This window comes from Mycoplasma sp. 613B, assembly GCF_054343485.1.
In genome coordinates this window covers 35341-53308 of the sequence record NZ_JBTGVH010000004.1, presented here as the reverse complement: position 1 = coordinate 53308, position 17968 = coordinate 35341, and the positions used below count along the sequence as shown (strand labels likewise).

At 23.2% G+C, this 17968-nt stretch carries 17 protein-coding genes and 1 tRNA gene; 9 read left to right on the top strand and 9 right to left on the bottom strand.

Going from position 1 to position 17968, the window contains the following annotated elements; translation table 4 throughout:
- Positions 1-39: 39 nt before the first annotated feature.
- The 9 genes from ACXX87_RS01150 to asnS are packed head-to-tail and all read right to left on the bottom strand — an operon-like array spanning position 40 to position 10019.
- A complete protein-coding gene (locus ACXX87_RS01150; protein WP_458573118.1) occupies positions 40-795 on the bottom strand; it encodes a sugar phosphate nucleotidyltransferase in 756 nt (251 codons plus the stop codon).
- On the bottom strand, positions 779-1141 hold the full coding sequence (locus ACXX87_RS01145; protein ID WP_458573117.1) for an HAD hydrolase family protein: 363 nt from the start codon (positions 1139-1141) through the stop codon (positions 779-781). The genes ACXX87_RS01150 and ACXX87_RS01145 overlap by 17 nt, the downstream gene beginning before the upstream one ends.
- Positions 1132-2124, bottom strand: coding sequence for a hypothetical protein (locus ACXX87_RS01140; protein WP_458573116.1), 993 nt, complete (start codon positions 2122-2124; stop codon positions 1132-1134). The genes ACXX87_RS01145 and ACXX87_RS01140 overlap by 10 nt, the downstream gene beginning before the upstream one ends.
- Positions 2105-3238, bottom strand: a complete 1134-nt coding sequence (locus ACXX87_RS01135) for a WavE lipopolysaccharide synthesis family protein (RefSeq protein ID WP_458573115.1) — start codon at positions 3236-3238, stop codon at positions 2105-2107. Before ACXX87_RS01135 ends, ACXX87_RS01140 begins: the two co-directional genes overlap by 20 nt.
- A gap of 1 nt (position 3239) precedes the next feature.
- Positions 3240-4805, bottom strand: coding sequence for an MHO_4530 family protein (locus tag ACXX87_RS01130; RefSeq protein WP_458573114.1), 1566 nt, complete (start codon positions 4803-4805; stop codon positions 3240-3242).
- 4 nt (positions 4806-4809) lie between these two features.
- Positions 4810-7002: an ATP-dependent helicase gene (locus ACXX87_RS01125; protein WP_436359028.1), complete on the bottom strand. Its 2193-nt coding sequence runs from the start codon at positions 7000-7002 to the stop codon at positions 4810-4812.
- The gene (locus ACXX87_RS01120) at positions 6989-7690 is read right to left on the bottom strand and encodes a hypothetical protein (RefSeq protein WP_436359029.1); all 702 of its coding nucleotides are present in this window, start codon (positions 7688-7690) and stop codon (positions 6989-6991) included. The genes ACXX87_RS01125 and ACXX87_RS01120 overlap by 14 nt, the downstream gene beginning before the upstream one ends.
- Positions 7663-8658: a glycosyltransferase family 2 protein gene (locus tag ACXX87_RS01115; RefSeq protein ID WP_436359030.1), complete on the bottom strand. Its 996-nt coding sequence runs from the start codon at positions 8656-8658 to the stop codon at positions 7663-7665. The genes ACXX87_RS01120 and ACXX87_RS01115 overlap by 28 nt, the downstream gene beginning before the upstream one ends.
- A 14-nt stretch (positions 8659-8672) precedes the next feature.
- Entirely contained in the window at positions 8673-10019 is a 1347-nt protein-coding gene (gene asnS / locus ACXX87_RS01110) for an asparagine--tRNA ligase (protein WP_458573113.1), read from the bottom strand.
- A 160-nt stretch (positions 10020-10179) separates the two neighbouring features.
- On the opposite strand from asnS, the gene tpiA reads away from it, so the two are divergent.
- From tpiA to ACXX87_RS01065, 9 genes are all read left to right on the top strand, one after another.
- Positions 10180-10908 (top strand): triose-phosphate isomerase, encoded by a 729-nt coding sequence (gene tpiA, locus ACXX87_RS01105; RefSeq protein ID WP_436359032.1) that lies wholly within the window; start codon positions 10180-10182, stop codon positions 10906-10908.
- 100 nt (positions 10909-11008) lie between these two features.
- On the top strand, positions 11009-11275 hold the full coding sequence (gene rpsO, locus ACXX87_RS01100; RefSeq protein ID WP_436359033.1) for a 30S ribosomal protein S15: 267 nt from the start codon (positions 11009-11011) through the stop codon (positions 11273-11275).
- A gap of 79 nt (positions 11276-11354) precedes the next feature.
- Positions 11355-12581 carry a YbhB/YbcL family Raf kinase inhibitor-like protein gene (locus ACXX87_RS01095; RefSeq protein ID WP_436359034.1) on the top strand — a complete coding sequence of 409 codons (1227 nt, stop codon included), beginning with the start codon at positions 11355-11357 and terminating at the stop codon, positions 12579-12581.
- Positions 12581-12952: an IMPACT family protein gene (locus ACXX87_RS01090; protein WP_436359036.1), complete on the top strand. Its 372-nt coding sequence runs from the start codon at positions 12581-12583 to the stop codon at positions 12950-12952. Before ACXX87_RS01095 ends, ACXX87_RS01090 begins: the two co-directional genes overlap by 1 nt.
- 14 nt (positions 12953-12966) lie before the next feature.
- A complete protein-coding gene (locus ACXX87_RS01085) occupies positions 12967-13776 on the top strand; it encodes an energy-coupling factor transporter ATPase (protein WP_458573112.1) in 810 nt (269 codons plus the stop codon).
- Positions 13761-14666 (top strand): energy-coupling factor transporter ATPase, encoded by a 906-nt coding sequence (locus ACXX87_RS01080; RefSeq protein WP_458573111.1) that lies wholly within the window; start codon positions 13761-13763, stop codon positions 14664-14666. The genes ACXX87_RS01085 and ACXX87_RS01080 overlap by 16 nt, the downstream gene beginning before the upstream one ends.
- A gap of 1 nt (position 14667) precedes the next feature.
- Positions 14668-15591, top strand: coding sequence for an energy-coupling factor transporter transmembrane component T family protein (locus tag ACXX87_RS01075; protein ID WP_436359041.1), 924 nt, complete (start codon positions 14668-14670; stop codon positions 15589-15591).
- 12 nt (positions 15592-15603) lie between these two features.
- Entirely contained in the window at positions 15604-17721 is a 2118-nt protein-coding gene (gene ligA, locus ACXX87_RS01070; protein WP_458573110.1) for an NAD-dependent DNA ligase LigA, read from the top strand.
- A 56-nt stretch (positions 17722-17777) separates the two neighbouring features.
- Positions 17778-17868, top strand: a tRNA-Ser gene (locus ACXX87_RS01065).
- Positions 17869-17968 lie beyond the last annotated feature (100 nt).

The following is a 17968-nucleotide window of genomic DNA, read 5'->3' as shown; positions in this document are numbered from 1 at the left end:
AACTTTTTCCTTGATTTAGAAATATTTAGTTTTATTCCGTTAATTTTTAGGAGATTTGTTATTTAAATAATTTTCAAGTTGTTCAGGAGTTCCAAGTGAAATATAAACGTTTTCTTTTAAAGGCATTCATCCTATTTTTTCTTTATTTTCTAGCATTAAATTAAAAATATTAGACATATAAAATTCTTCTTTTATTTTTTTATTATAAATATGCATTTTTATACAATAATCAATAAATTTTTTTCCATTTTTGAAAAAATAAAGACCAGAAATTGCTTGATTAGAAATAACTTCTTTTTCTTTTGTTTCTAAAACTAAATTATTTTTGTATTTTATGAAAGAAAAACTATTAGATGTAGAATAAAAAGTTGAAACAGCAGCATCGAATTTGTTTTGTAGAGAATACTCTAAAAAATTTTGTGCTTCTTTTTCTAAATAAAAATTATCAACATCAGCGAAAATAACAGGTTTTTTATTATCAATAATTTTTCAAATAGAAAGAGCAGTGGAAGCAGCTCCAGTAGTTGTTTGATCCACAGTAAAAATTTTAATTTTATATTTTTTTTGTAAAGAACTAATTTCTTTTTTATAAATTGAAGTAAATTCTTTTTTCATTGCTAGAATAAATGTATTTTGCTTGTCAAAAGATTCAATTGCTAGTTCCAAGAATGTTTTATTTTCTACTTTAATAAAAGGTTTATCAGTTGTATAACTTTTCTCTTTAAATCTTTTTCCGTTTCCAGCCATTAATATTACAATCTGTGCTTTTTGTGTTTTTTTATCTTTCTTTTGCATATTTTCTTAAAAAATCTTCATCAATTTTATCTCATCCTTCAAAGTGGACGGAACGATCGCATATTGTAATATCACCATTAGGTTTTCCAAAAAAAATTTCATCATATTGAATGTTATGATTCTTTAATCATTCTAAAGTTACTAAGCCTATATTTTTCATAACTTTTCCTATATTATGATCTTGAGTTTGCATATTTCTTGCTGTATTAATAATAATTGTGTGACCTTTTTGTTTCATTTCATCTATAAATTCTTTTGCCCCTGGTAAAGGTTTTACTTCTGAATAAGATTGATTTTCTTTTTTTATTTCACAAATAGTACCATCTAAATCTATAACTATTCTCATTTACCCTCCGATTTTAATAAATCATTGAAAATTTCAATAGATTTTAAATAAAAGATTTTTTGATGAATTTTAGATTCTTTATGTAACGGAATCATAGTTAAAAACAATAAACCTTCAATTAATTTAATTTCATCAAAAGAAATTTGAAATATTTCGGTAATTTTTTTATTAAAATAAAGCAAAATTTCTTTATTTTCTTTGTCAGAAAAGGGGAAATTTTCTTTTAGAATAAAATTATTAGAATTTTCTTGGAAAGAAAAATTATTGTGTACAATTCAGTCGTATTTTCCAGAAATACTATGACTTAATTTTGCTAAATCGTATCTCAAATCTCCTATAACATCTCTGTAATAATCAAATCTACCTCTTGGATCTACTAATTTAATTTCTTTTGTTTTTTCATAAAATAAAATGTTACTAAAGAAAAAATCTCCATGAACAATTGAAAGTAACTCTCTATTTATTAATTTTTCTTCAATCAAATTAAAAACTTTTTCTTTAATTTGATTGAAAGGTTTTAATTCTTTATTATTGAAAATTATTTTTTTATTAATATCTACAAATTCTGATTCATTTATTTGATTTATTCTATTATTTGTTTTTTCGATATAAATAAAACGAGATAAAGAATCATCTTTATTTTCATAAGGGTTTAAAAAAGAAGTATCTTTAAATTGTTTTAACACATAAAATAATTTGTCAATTAATTCGTAAAAATTATTTATATAAACTTCTTTTTGTAAATAGTTATAAATATTAGGAAAATCTACAAAATCCATAACTATTGTACTAAAATCATTTAGTTCTTGATATAAATAAATGTTTGGGATGAATTGTTTCAAATTTTGAGGTAATTTTATAAATCAATAATATTCATCTAATATTTTGTTTTTATCAGCAGAACTTTTGTATATCAAATTATTTTTCTTTTCTATTGAATTAAAATATCTTGATAAAAATTCTTTATTTATTTTTTCTGTCATTTGTAGATTCCTTTAGATAATGTTCTTTATTTTGGGATTTTTCTTTCTTTAATTTTAAAATATTTTTCTTAGAAAAGATAAAAAATATTTTAATTAAATGTTGTTTGAATAATTCTTTAATGCAAAATTTTATTGCTAACTTAAAAAAAGTAAATTGAATTTTAGAGTTTTTTGTAGGTATTTTGTAAGGTATGCTAGGAAGTTGTTCTTTTCTTTCAAACTTATATTTATTTGCTATTTTTCAATTAGGTTCATATGTATCTATATAATATTTTAAAAAAGAAATATATTTTTTGTTAAAAGGTTGTGTACCGAGATTTAGCAAAAAAAGTTTGGTAACCGCTTTATATCTGGGTTTTAAATTATAAAAACCTATTTGTTTAGATTCTAAAGTTATAAAATTTTCATTTACATACTTGTCAAATTCTTCTTTTTTCTTTAAATCATCACCAACAACTTCTTCTAAATTTAAATTAGTATTTTCTTTAAAAACAAACTGAGGTAAATAATTTTCTGGATGCATTTTTACAGGAAGAAAGTCATTTTTCTTATTAAAATAAGCAAATTCATTTAAGTCTTTTATTAACTGAACTGGTTCTCAAAATTTTTTCACATCTGTTGTCAAACCAAAATTTAATCAGTCAGATATATGTAAATAAGCATAATCAATTTTACCATAACTTAAATTATTGTAATCACAACTAAAAAAAGTAGAAGAAATTAATCTTTTGTCAAATATCTTATATTTTTCATCTCTTTTGTGGAAAAAACTTGCAAAATCATTTAGAATATTATCATTTTTGAAATATAAATCATTTCTAATTCTTAAAACATATTTGGTTTTAACTTCTTTTAAACCATTTTGAGTTGCAACAATAATTCTATTAATATTAATACCATATTTAAATTTAGTTATATAAAAACCACCAGGATCCTTGTTTAAAATAAATTTACTAACTTTTGGATTTTCATCAATTTCATCATTTTCTCAACATGATACCAAAATTGGTGATTTAGGAAAACGTTTTTTTAATGAATTAATGCTTTTTTTAGTATATTTATCATATTTTCCGTTAATTAGAATTGTTACATCTTCTTGATTAATTTTTTGCATTTTAAATATTGAAATAATAGTTATAACCTATTTTTTCAAGAATCCTTTCGTTTTTAATTATATTATTTTTATTTTCATAAATTATTGTTATTTTGTTGGTAGAACAAATTTTATTTAATGTTTCTAAAGAAATTAAAAAGGAATCATCTTCTATGTTATTTAGTATTTCATAAGAAATGACTAAAAACTTAGGTTTTATTTCTTTTAAGATAGAAAATAATGATAAATTTATTTTTTGTACATAAATCCCTCATCTATCAAAAGTTAATTCTTTATGTTTTGATGCTTCCTTAAATTTTTTTAAAAACATAGAATAACTTTTAATTCTGATAATTAAATTAGAAGTATTTTTATCTAATTTATTTCAATAATTTAAAAATACATCAGTGTATGTATAAATAAAATTATGATTTTTTTCTTCACTTTTGAATTCAATATCTTTTTTGAGAATTTTTTCAGCTATTTTTATTTTTTCTCTAACAAAAAGAAATTTTTTAATTTCAGGGCGAAGGTTATCTATTTCTATCTCACCAATTTTTCTTTTGCCTTTTCTTAATTCTAATTTATTTGTTGTTATTATATCTCTTTTAAGAATTTCTTTAAATTCTTCAATAGCCTTATCGTATTTTTCTAATTCTTCTGTATATTCTAAAAAATAAGGATGTTCAAGTTCAATAGTTTTATTAATATTTTTAGATTTTCATAGTGAGAAGTTAATCATTTTTTTTATTTTGCTTGAACTTGAATTTTGTTGAGTTTTATTATCAATAATAACAACAGATTGTTCTGAAAAGAAAAAATTATTTTTTAATTTTGAAAATAATTTATATAGTTTATATTTTATTTTGTTTATTTTTCTTTTATTATTTGAATTAAAAGCTAGAATTAATATTCCTTCTTCTAAAAACAGTTGTTTTATTTTAAAATAAAGTAAAAAATTATTATATACAAGTTCTTCTAAAATGTTTTTGGAAATAGATTCATTTATAAATCATGTACTTAAAGAAAAATTGAAAAATAGGGAAAATCTTTTATTAGTTTTAAAATTTTTGATTTTCATAATTTTAATTTTTTTTACAATTTTTTGTAAAAATTTAATATTTATTTTGTTATATCTATTTCTATAGATAAATATAAACTTTCCACCTTCATTTGAAAAAATAAATTTATATTTTTTATTTACTTCTTTTTTGTTTTCTTTATCAATTATATTTAAATCTAACTCTTTGTTGGATCAAGTTTTTATATTTTCAATAAACTTGCTACGATCTTTCGCATCAATTAAAAGTATAAAATCGTTTAATTTAACTCAATTTCCTGTATAAATATTTAATTTATTTTTGAAAACTTCTAAAACACTATCTTTGAATTTAGAATCTATTACTCTTATTCTTTCGTTTTCTTCATCAAAACTTAAAGGAATGATAATAGAACTATTTTTTAAAATATGTTTTTCATTTTTGGAATAAACAAAAAATAAAATTCCTGATGCCGCTATACATAACAAAATAATAATAACTACTAAAATAATACCTAAATGATCTAATTGAAAATTATTTTTATTCATAATCTTAGATAGGTGTTATCCTTTCTAAAGATTTGTGCTGTTTCATTATTTTTTTGGTTGCATCTTTTTCAGGTAAGTTTTTGAATTTAACAATTATTGTATCACCTTCTTCAGTAAGAACTATTCCTTCTCCAAAAACAATGTGATTTACTAAATCACCAGCAACTAAATTGATTGTTTTATCATTTCTTTTATAGTTTAATTGTCCATCATTGGTTCTTTTTGTGAAATTTTGTAAAATTTCAGATTTTATTCCCATTTCTGAAATAAATCTCGAAGTTTGAGAATATGCTTGATTTTCAAAGTAGTTTCCACCAGAATCAGAAATAAATAATCTTTCTTTAGCTCTTGTGATAGCTACATAAGCAAGTCTTCTTTCTTCTTCTATATTTTCTTCATCTTTTAAAGTTCTTTTATTTGGACAAATACCCTCAGCCATTCCTACTAAAAATACATTTTGGAACTCCAAACCTTTGGAACTGTGTATTGTCATTAAAGTTACAGTATTTGGTTCATAGTTCGAGTCATCACTATCTGTTAATAAAGAAATTTCGTGTAAATAATCATTTAATGTTAAATTAGGATTTTTAGATTCTCAAGATTTAATCCCTTGCATTAAACTATGTAAATTATTTAGAGCATCTTGTTTATCTAAAATGTTTTTAATTGAACTTATGTATTTAATTTTTTCAATAAATTTCTCAAGAACAAAGGAGATACTTTTTTCACTTTTTAGCAGTTTTCTTGCGAAGTTAATAGAATTTAAAAAATCAACCAGTTCTTTTTGAAGAGAATGATTTAAAGGTAATTCTTCAAATCCTTCTTCTTTCATATAAGTTTTTCTATTAGTGAAATAATCAATTAAACAATCAAAAAGGGCAACATTTCTTTTGTTTGCATATTCAGTTAATTTTTGAATCGCTGAAGGACCAATTTTTCTAGAAGGAATGTTTATAATTCTTAGTAAACCAACAGTTGAACCATCATTTATGACTTTTAGATAAGCGATTAAATCTTTTATAACTTTTTTTTCAAAAAATTTAGTTCCACCTAAAAGTTGATAAGGGATATTTTCTTTAATTAAAGCTTCTTCAAAAGCTCTTGAATAAAAACCGGAACGATATAAAATTGCTATATTTTTAAGTTGAACCTTTTTTCTTTTTAAATCATTTATTTCTTCTGCAACTCATCTAGCTTCAACTTCTACGTTAAAAGAATGGTGAAATATAATTTCTTCATTTGAAATATTATCGGTGAATAAGTTTTTTTCTAAACGATTTTTATTATTTTTAATCAAAGAGTTAGCTGCATTTAGTATTTGATTGGTAGAACGGTAGTTTTGATCCAGGGTAATTGTTAAGGCACCTGGGAAAAATTTATCAAAATTTAAAATTAATTCTACATCAGCACCTCTTCAAGTATAAATTGTTTGATCAGGATCTCCAACAACTGTTAAAATATTTTTTTCTCCTGTTAAATGTTTAATAATTTCGAATTGCAATTCTGATGTATCTTGAAATTCATCAACGAGAATATGAGAAAATTTATTTCTTCATTTTTCCTTTATTTCTGGAAATTGTTGAAAGATTTTAACGGTAAAAATCATTAAATCATCAAAGTCTAATGCTTTTAATAATTTTAATTCTTTTGAGTATTCAGTATAAAGATCAACTATTATTTCATCATCTTCTTCTAATTTATCTATATCTATTTCTTCTGGCAAAATTTCTAAATTTTTTCATTTAGAAATTTTTTCTAAAACAGTTGAATAATTAATGTCTCTATTTGTTATTTTTAATTTTCTATATATGTTTTCTAAAATATTTTTTTGATCTGAAGAATCAAGAATATCGAAATTAGAATTATAATCTTTGAGATTGGTGATTTCTCTTCTTAAAATATAGTTACATAAAGAGTGAAAAGTACTTATAAAAACTTCATTTCCTTTTTCTTCAACTAAATTTATAACCCTTTCTTTCATTTCGTTTGAGGCTTTATTAGTAAAAGTAACTGCTAAAATTTTTTTAGCATCAGTAATTTGATTTTCAATTAAGTAAGCTATTTTTCTTGTTAATACTCCTGTTTTACCACTACCAGCTCCGGCAATTATTCGAAGATGACCTTGATTATAAACAACAGCACTTTTTTGTTTATCATTTAAATTTGAGAGAATTTTTACATTATTATCATTCTTCATAATAATCTCCTTTCGTGTCTCATTGCACTTTGGTTCAATTTAGGTTTTTAATTTCTAAAGGTTTTTGAGTTTCGATGAATTTGTTTTTGTATACTAATTTGCTTTTGGAAAAAATATTTATGATGTTCTTTTTTGGATTAAATATGTTGAAAAAAAATAAAATTAAAAGCAAAATAAAGTTAAAGTTAGAAAAAGCAATAAAAATATTTATTAAAACTTTTTCTAATGAAGTCAAATTACTAAATTGCTTATTTTTATCTTTTAGTAAACTGTTGCTAGAAACAATTTTCTGTGATAATTGAGGGTTAATTAAAAGAATAAAAAGAAAAATTAATATAACTCAATTTAAAGAAAAAAATAAATTTCTTTTTAATAAGCAAGAAAGTAATTCTTTTTTGTTTACTTTTTTTTCTGTTTGTAATTCTAATTTACAAATTATTTTTCCAATACTCTTGCCTTGATTTAACAAAGGAATGAGTAATTGGAAAGCCAAAATAAATATAATTTGAAAGAAAAGTCAAAAATAATAAGCTAAGTTATAATCGTTTTTAAATATTAAAAAGAATAAAAAACCTAAAGAAGAAAAAGCAAAAGAGAAATATAATAAAATATCAATTAAAGAAGAGAGAAACTTTATTGAAATACTCGCTTCTGCTTTAGTTAAATTTTTTTGGAAATTGAATGTCATTTTGATGGGGCTGTATTTTCTGTAATAAGTTTACTTTCGTTACTGTTTAATAGGATGTATTTATTTACTGATAAAAGTAAATTAAATTCATTTTTTCTTAATAATTTTAATTTTTCATAATATTTTAAAACAGTTATTGGAAATTCTTCTTGTCTTGTTAATAGTCTTGTTAATAGAGATTTTTTAGTTACTCCTAAAATTACAGGAATAAAAATTTGTAAAAAGTAAAGTTTGGCATATAAAATCTCTTCCATAAATTCAATTTTATTTTCTCTTGTGAAATTTTCAATATTTTTTCAGTCCCTAATAACTTGTGAAGGGTTAAAAATGCTTATTTCATTATTTCATTCATTAACGATGATTTCATCGATATAGACATAACTTTCTAAAAAGGGTAGTGTTTTGTATAGTATTTCAATCAAATATTTAGAACTAGCATCTTTAAAATTTGTGTTCGCTGTTATTTCTAAAAATTTATTTGTGCTAAAAAATTTGTTAAAAATAATTGGAAAAGTGTATGCAATTACCTTTTTATCTTCTTGAATTTTAAAAATTTTATTGTCTTGAATTCTTTTTTTAGGTTCTAATTGAAAAAAACCTTTAAATTTAGGCTTAAATTCAATAATGTCAACCTTGTATTTTTTTTCAATTTCAATAAATCTTTTGACAAAAAAGTTTTTTAAGTTAGTTTCAGGAAAAACAACAATAAAATATTCTCCAACTGCTTTTGTAAGCATATCAAAAATATCGCGAATAACACCTTGTCTTTTTGTATTAATTAAAATTTTTAATTTATCTTTGAAAAGTTCTTTATATTCATAAACTAAATTCAATTCATCATTTGTAGGTTTGTTAATTGTGACAATAACTTCAAAATCTTCATTTTTCTGTTGAACATAACAAGAGTCTAAAAGAGATTTAAGTTCATTTTTTTGTTTATATGATGGGATTAATATTGATAATTTCATTTTTACTCCTTTATTTACATTTTTAAGTTATTAACTGTTCTTGGGAAAGGAATAGTATCTCTAATATTGTCGATTCCTGTAACATACATAACAAGTCTTTCAAAACCAAGTCCAAATCCTGATGAACCAGCATCACCAAATCTTCTTAAATCTAAATATCATTTTAAATCGTCTTCTGGGATTGATAATTCACGAACTCTTTCTAGTAATTTTTCATAACGAACTTCTCTTTGGGAACCACCGATTAATTCACCAATACCTGGAACTAATAAATCAAAAGCAGCAACTGTTTTATTATCATCATTTTGATACATATAGAAAGCTTTGAATTCTTTTGGATAATTTATAACAGCAACAGGCCCGTTAAATAATTTTTCTGCTAAGTATTTTTCGTGTTCTGTAGCTAAATCTAAACCAAAATAAATATTTTTTTCTTCAAAAATATCTTTTACTTTTATTAATTCTGCTATAGCGTCTTTATAATCGATAATAGAAAGTGTTTTGTTTAAAAATAAATTTAGTTTTTCTCTCAAGTTTTTATCAACAATTTCTTCTAAAAAATCAAATTCTAATTTATGTTTTTCTAAAGTGTTTTTAATAACGGTTTTTAACATATGGTCAGATAATTTAATCACATCTTGCAATTCGTAAAAAGCGATTTCAGGTTCAACCATTCAAAATTCTGCTGCATGCTTTTTAGTGTGAGAATTTTCAGCTCTAAATGTTGGAGCAAAAGTATAAACCTTTTTCATTCCAATTGCATAAGATTCAGCGTGTAATTGACCAGTAACACTTAAAGTTGCTTTTTTTCCAAAAAACATTTTTTCATTTTCTGAATCCACAACAAAAGTTTCTCCTGCTCCTTCTCCGTCGTTAGAAGTTATGATAGGTGCTGAAACATAAAGGAAATCATGATTAGAGAAAAATTTATGAATTTCTATCGCCAAAGTAGAACGAATTAGCATTATAGCTTTTATTAATTTTGTTCTGTGTCTTAAATGAGGTATTTCTCTTAAAAATTCCATTGAAATTTCTTTTTTCTGAATTGGAAAATCTTCATCTGTATTTTTTAATAACTTAAATTCATCAGCTTGAAGTTCGATAGGTTGTTTTGAATTTGGAGTGTAATTTAAAACACCTTTAACATAAATAGCTGCTCCATCCCTTGCCTTATCGACTTCTTGTAAATTGATTTTTTCGTTTTTTAAAACTACCTGCAAATTAACTATTGTAGAACCATCATTTATTTCTAAAAATTTAATTTTTGTATTTCCTCTTAAGTTTGTTAGTCATCCTTGAATACTAAAAATTTTTTTATCATTTTCTTTAGCATTTAATATTACATTTTTTATACTTTTCATTGTTGCCTGCTTTCTAACATTTATTATTATATTAATATTATTTAAATTTTACTATAAACTGAAGATTTTGTTATTGAAATTTATAATAAAATAATTAATTTTTTTATTAATTCAAGAGTTTTAGTATAATTTGAATAATGATTATTTTTTAAGGAGAAAAATGAAAAAATTAACAATTATTGGTAATTGAAAAATGAATAAAAATGCTCAAGAAACAAAAGCATTTTTAGATGAATTTAGTAGATTATACAGTGAAAACAAAACAAAAATTTCAGATGAAGTTACTTTCGGAATTGCTGCACCTTTTACTAATTTATTTTTATTTGAAAAATCAAATTTAAAAATAGTAGCACAAAACTTTTCAAATTTTGATTCTGGTGCATATACAGGGGAAATTTCTGCATCTATGTTAAAGGATTTATCTGTATCTTTTGTAATTTTAGGACACTCTGAAAGAAGACAATATTTTGGTGAAACAGATGAATTAGTTAACTTAAAAGTTCATCAAGCATTAAAAGAAGGATTAACTCCTGTTGTTTGTGTTGGAGAAACATTAGAAGAATACGAAAATAATAAAACAAAAGATGTTATTTTACATCAATTAAAAAATTCTTTAAAAAATGTAGAAGATTTTTCTAAAATTGTAATTGCTTATGAACCTGTTTGAGCAATTGGTACAGGAAAAACAGCAACTGCACAAATAGCACAAGAAGTTTGTGAATTTATAAGAGAAAACACACATAAAGATGTTGTTATTCAATATGGAGGTTCAGTAAGTCCAACAAATATTGAAGAATTAATGAATCAAAAAGATATTGATGGAGCACTTGTAGGTGGAGCTTCATTAAAAGCAGATTCTTTCATAAAATTATTAACATTAAACAAATAATGTGATAAAATTTAAATATTAATAAAATTAATATAAAATATTTTTTCTCGGTTTTAACATTCGTTCAAGTTTTTGCTGGGATTAAATCAAAGGAGAAAATATGGTTTCAAAAGAACGTAAAAGAGAATTAACAATTGAATTCGGTGGAAACGAAAAAAACACAGGTATGATTGAAGTTCAAGTTGCAATTTTAACTGAAGATATTGAATCATTAAAAAAACATTTTGAAGTTAATAAAAAAGATAAACATTCAAAACGTGGATTTATGGCAAAGGTTAATAAACGTAAAAAACTTTTATTATATTTAAAAGAAAACAATTTTGATTCTTACAAAAAAACTATTGAAAAACTTAATATTAGAAAATAGTTTTTCAATTTATTTACAAAATACACAAGATTAAATTATTTAAGTTTAATTTTGTGTATTTTTTGTTAAAATTTAATTTATGAAAATAATTGTAAAAAATGTAAAAAATGGTGTTTTGGAAACTCAATTTGGTAATTCTAATTTAAAAGACAATTCTGTAAGTTTCCCAATAAAATGGTCAAAAGTAAAAAATGCTAAATCATATGCTATAACATTAATTGATAAGGAAGCTTCTAAATCTTTAGGAGTACCTTTTATTCATTGAATTGCTGCAAATATAAAGAAAAATAGGGTAGATTGGGATTTTTCATTTCAAAATAAAGATAGAATTATTCAATTTGAAAATTCTATGTCATCCTTTGCTAAAAAACATTTACTGGAACAAATTGTTTCAATTGAAAATAATGGTGTTTATGTAGGACCATTCCCTGTAGAAAGTGACCATAATTATGAATTAAGAATTTATGCTTTAAATACAGAAGACATTTTAAAAAATTCAAATTTCAATAAAGAAGATAAATTATTTTTTGACGATTTTCAAAATTTGATAAAAGGAAAAGTTATTGATTCAGGATTTTATACTTTTTTATATAGAACAAAATATGTTTTTATGAATGATAGATTTGTAGAAAATAACAAAGAAAGTCAGGAATTAAACAAAGGACTTGAAAAAGATAAAATTTTCTTTTATAAGAGTAATAAAAAGACAAATATTGAAATTAAATCTAGCGCTTTTTATAGAGAAAACAATGAAATATTTTTAAATAAATTTTATGTAGCACAAAAACATAATAATTTATTTCATGCAATATCACTACCTTTAGAATTTTCCAAAATAAATGAAGCTAAAAGTTATGTTGTGACACTTTTGGGAAACGCTGAAGTAAAAAACTATGCTACACCTTTAATATTTTGAATTAGGACTGAGTTAGAAAATGAAAATGTGAATTTAGAAACTGATAACTTCATAAAAATTCCTTCAAGAATAATTAATCAATTTAACATTGATAAAGAACAAAAATATCATTATATTAATACTTTTGGTACTCACCTTGCGCAAAGAATAGCTAGTGATTTTGGAGAAAGTAATGAGATATTTAGGTATATAGCAAACGATTATGGATTGGTAAAAATACCAAATATTTCAGATTCAAATGGAATTTATACATTAACAATTTATGCATTAGATGAAAAAATTAATTTTGTAAAAAGAGAAAATTTTGATGTTATTTCATTGGGAGATGTTTTAGAAAGTATAAAATTCCATGTTGTAGGAGAAGGAAATATTCAATTTAAAATAAAATAATGAATAACTTATTTGAAATTAAAAAATCTAAATTTTACTCCTTTTTATATGAAATTAAAGACAAAAACGAAGTAAAAACAATAATTGAAAATCTAAAAAAAGAACATAAAAAAGCTAGACACATTTGTTATGCTTTTTTATTCACTGATAATGATGGTATAACACATTATGGAATGAGCGATGATGGAGAACCACAAGGAACTGTAGGAAAACCACTTTTAAATTTGCTTCAAATAAAAAAAATAGAAAATAGTCTCATTGTTGTTGTTAGATATTTTGGTGGAATTAAACTTGGAGCAGGTGGTTTGATTAGATCTTATATAAATTCTGCTAATTTATTATTAAATAATAATAAAAAAAGCAATAAATAGTATAATTAAAAATTATGATAAAACTTAAAAACGTATCTTTTAGTTACAGCGATGAAGAAAATGCAAAATTAGCATTAGATGATATAAATTTAGAATTCAAAGCAGGAAAATATATTGCCATTTTAGGACACAATGGTTCGGGAAAATCAACTTTATCTAAAATTTTAACAGGAATTATAAAACCTAAAAAAGGTGGAGTGTGAATAAATGATATTTTATTATCCAAAAGCACTTTAAATGAAGCAAGAAAATATATTGGAATTATTTTTCAAAATCCAGATAATCAATTTGTTGGTGCAACAGTTGAAGATGATATTGCTTTTGGTTTAGAAAATAGATGTGTTAATCCAAAGGAAATGAAGGAAATAATTTTCAATTTAGCTCAAAAAGTTGATATGCTAGATCATCTTGAAAGAGAACCGCAAAATTTATCTGGTGGTCAAAAACAAAGAGTTGCAATTGCTTCCATTTTAGCTTTAAGTCCTAAAATTATAATCTTTGATGAGGTTACATCAATGCTAGATCCTAAAGGAAAACACGATGTTTTAAACATAATTAGAGAAATTCAATCTACAAGAACAAAAACTTTAATTTCCATAACTCATGATATGGATGAAGCTGTTTTAGCAGATGAAGTGATAGTTTTAGCAAAAGGTAAGGTAATAGCACAAGGATCTCCAAAAAACATTTTAAATGATAAAAAAGTATTAGAAGAAGCAAAATTAGATTCACCATTTATTTATAAAATTTCTTCTTTAATAAATAAAATAAAACCAACATATGATGAAAATGAATTAATAGAGGAAATATGCAAATTAAAATAAAAAATATATTTAAAATTTATGATAAAGATTTACCTTCAAGATTTAATGCCTTAGATGGTGTTTCAACTGAAATAAATAAAGGTGAATTCATTTCAATTATAGGACAAACAGGTAGTGGAAAAACCACATTCATCGAACATATGAATGGTTTAATTTATCCAGACGATGGAGAAGTGGAATTTATTTATGTTAATGACAACAAAAATAAAGAAAATATACAGAAAAATGTTATTTTAAAAAAGAAAAAACTTTTTGCAAAAAGAGTTAAAGGTAAAGAGTTAAAACAAATAAGAAAAAGGGTTGGTGTTGTGTTTCAATTTGCAGAATACCAGCTATTTGAGCAAACTATCGAAAAAGATATTATATTTGGTGCTGTTTCAATGGGAGAAGAAAAGAAAAAAGCTATTGAAAAAGCTAAAAATATAATTAAACTTGTTGGTTTAGATGAATCTTATTTACAAAAATCACCTTTTGATTTATCAGGTGGACAAAAAAGAAGGGTGGCAATTGCAGGAATTTTAGCAATGGATCCTGATATCATTTTTTTTGATGAACCAACAGCAGGTTTAGATCCGGTGGGGATTCAAGAAACTTTGGAAATTTTTGATAATTTACACAAAGCAGGAAAAACTATAGTAATTGTAACTCATGATTTAGATAACGCTTTAACTTGAACAAATAGAACAATTGTATTCAAGGAAGGTAAAATAATTAAAGATGGAGACACTTACGAAATACTTAGTGACACAGAGTTTTTAGAAGATAATAAAATGCAACCAACTAAATTGTTAAGTTTTGTTAATAAACTAAAACAAAAAGGAATAAATATTCCAAAAGTTAAAAATATTAATGAGTTAATTTCAGAAATAAATAAGTTAATAAAGGAGTAATATGAATATAGTAATTGGAAAATATGTACCTAAAAATACGTTTTTGCATAAGTTAGATCCAAGAATTAAATTAATATTTAATATTATTTTTATTACTTTGTTTTTTGTAACAACACATTTATTAACTCTTTCTTTTTTAATAATTCCTATGATAATTTTGTTTGCTGTTACCACTAAAAAACCTTTTCACTTAATAAAAGTAGCTAAGTTACCTATTTTTATATTTTTATTTATGTCTATAATTTATTCTTTTATATTAAATGATTTAAGTAATTTTAATAAACCAGAATTCATTATAAAAGGTTTAGATCACGATCAATCTTATAAATTTATAAGTCAAGAATGATTTTCATTGAACTTAAAATTTACAACTTTAAAATATACTAATTTATCTTTTATAAGGGCTTTTGTTCTTGGTTTAAGAATTTATTGTATGATTTTAATCACTACTCTTTTGATTTATACTACTAAACCTGTATTATTAACAAGAGCTATTGAAGATTTGATTTTCCCATTAAAACTTGTAAAAATTAATACCAATGTAATAGCGATGATTATTTCAATTGCAATTAGATTCATTCCTACTTTATTACTTGAAGCAAATAGAATTATTAAAGCACAAGCTTCAAGAGGAGTTGATTTTAAACACGGAAAAATTAATGATAAAGTTAAGGCAATGATTACCTTAACAATTCCACTATTTGTTTTATCATTTTCTAGAGCAGAAGATTTATCAAACGCAATGGAAGTAAGAGGTTATGATCCTTATGAAAAAAGAACAAAATATCGTCGTCTTTATTTAAAATGATTTGACTACTTATTTTTATTATTTTTAATTAGTTTTATAGTTTTTGTTATATTAGTAGAACAAAATGTAATAGGACCATTACCGCTATTTTGAATTTATACAGCTCAACAATTTTAATAAGGATGATTTATGAGAAAAAAAACAAAAGATAAAATAAAAGGAAAAACCGATTTAGAAATTAAAAAAATTATTGAAGATTTAAGACAAGAAATTTCATATCATGATAAATTGTATTTTGAAGAAAATACACAAGAAATTAGCGACTTAGAATATGAAGACAAAATGAAAGAGTTAAAAGAATTAGAAAATGTATATTTTTCTTTATTTTCTTGAGAAGAAAATTTAAATTCACCAACTCAAAAAATTCATTCTATAAGTTCTACTCAATTTGAAAAAGTTAAACATTCTTTTGCGATGTTATCTTTAAATAAAGCTTATTCATATGAAGAAATTCAAAAATTTTTGAATGATTCTCAAGAAGTTATAAAGGAAATTAAAGATTTTTATATTGAACCTAAAATTGATGGACTTTCTGTTGCTCTTCATTATAAAGATGGTAAATTAATAAAAGCATTAACTCGTGGTAATGGTATTGAAGGTGAAAATATCATTAATAATATATTAAAAACAAAAGATGAATTTTTTCCGAAAATAATAAAATATGATAAACCCATTGAAATTAGAGGAGAAATATATATTGATAAAGATGATTTTATTGATTTAAATTCACAAATTCAAGCAAAAATTGATGAATATAACCAACAAAAAATCGATGAAGAATCCTCGAACTCTAAAATTAAATCTTTAGAAAGAAAAAATTTGTTTTTAAATCCAAGAAATGCAGCTGCAGGAATAGTAAGAAAATTGAAAAACGTTTCCACTGATGAAATGCACAAAATTAAAGCATTTTTTTATCAAGTTGTAGAACCTATTAACCATAATATTAATTCTGTTTCGCAAACTATCAACTTTTTAAAAACAAATCATTTTCCTGTAAATACAATAGGAAAAACTGTACATAATTTACTTGAAATACAGGAAATTATAGAATATGTGGATAAAAATAGAGATGATTTGAAATATGAAATAGACGGAATGGTAATTAAGGTAAATGATGTTATTTTCTCCGAAGAATTGGGTTATACTTCTAAATTTCCTAAAGGAGCTATTGCATATAAATTTTATGATGAAATCGTAAAAACTAAATTACTTTCAGTTGATTACCAAACAGGAAGAACAGGAAAAATTGCTTATGTTGCCAATTTAGAACCAGTTTTTTTAAATGGAACTAAAGTTGAAAAAGCTTATTTACATAATTTTCAAAACATTTTAAATCTTAAAATTAGAATTGGAGAAGATGTTTATATTAAAAAATCTGGAGAAATTATTCCACAAGTAATTTCATCTGTAAAAAAATTCGAAAATACCAATATTGATATTTTAACTCACTGTCCAAGTTGTAATTTTCCTTTACATAATACAGAAAAAGAACAATTTTGTGAAAATGAAAATTGTTCAGACAAAATTGTTAGAAAAATTATCCACTTCTTTTCCAAAAATGCTTTCGATGTTTCAACACTTTCTAAAAAAACTATTAAACAATTTTATGACTTTGGCGTAATAAAAAATGTTATTGATGTATTTGAGTTAGAAAAAAATATTGCTTTAATTAGTGCTAATAATAAAAAATGAACTAAGAATTTTAAGATGCGTTCCACAACTGTATTATTAAAAGCCATAAATGATTCTAAAACCATAGAATTTAGTAAATTTATTTATGCACTTGGAATTAAAAATATAGGTGTTGAAGCATCTATTGAAATTAGTAAAAGGATCAATAATATTGATGAACTTTTAAATTATGATTATGAAAAATTTTTAGAAGTAAATAAATTTGGTGAAACCATTGTTAAAGAATTAAAAAATTATTTTAGTATTCAAGCAAATAAAGAATTTTTATTAAAATTAAAAGAGCAAAATTTGAATTTTATAAAGGAAAACAACAAGATTGAAAGCAAAAATTTAGAAAATATTTCTTTTGTTGTTACAGGAACTTTATCCATAACAAGAAATGAATTTAAAAAATTAGTAGTATCTAATTCTGGGGTACTTTCTAATACAATTACTTCTAAAACAAACTATTTAGTTGTTGGAGATTTACCAGGTGAATCTAAATTAAAATTAGCAGAAAAACACAAAACTCCAATAATTAATGAAAAGGAATTTTATAAACTTATTGAAAAATAAAAAAAATGCTTATTAATTTAAGCAAATTATTATATAATTATATAGTAAAAACTTGGGGGGCAATACTCAAGAGGCTGAAGAGGACGCATTGCTAACGCGTTAGGGGCTTAACCGCCCGCGCAGGTTCAAATCCTGTTTGCCCCGCCATTTTTTTATTACTTTTATTACATTTATAGGTATTTTAAAATGGGTTTTATTTGATTAACAATAACAGTTTTTTATATAATTGCTTTTTTATACGTTATTT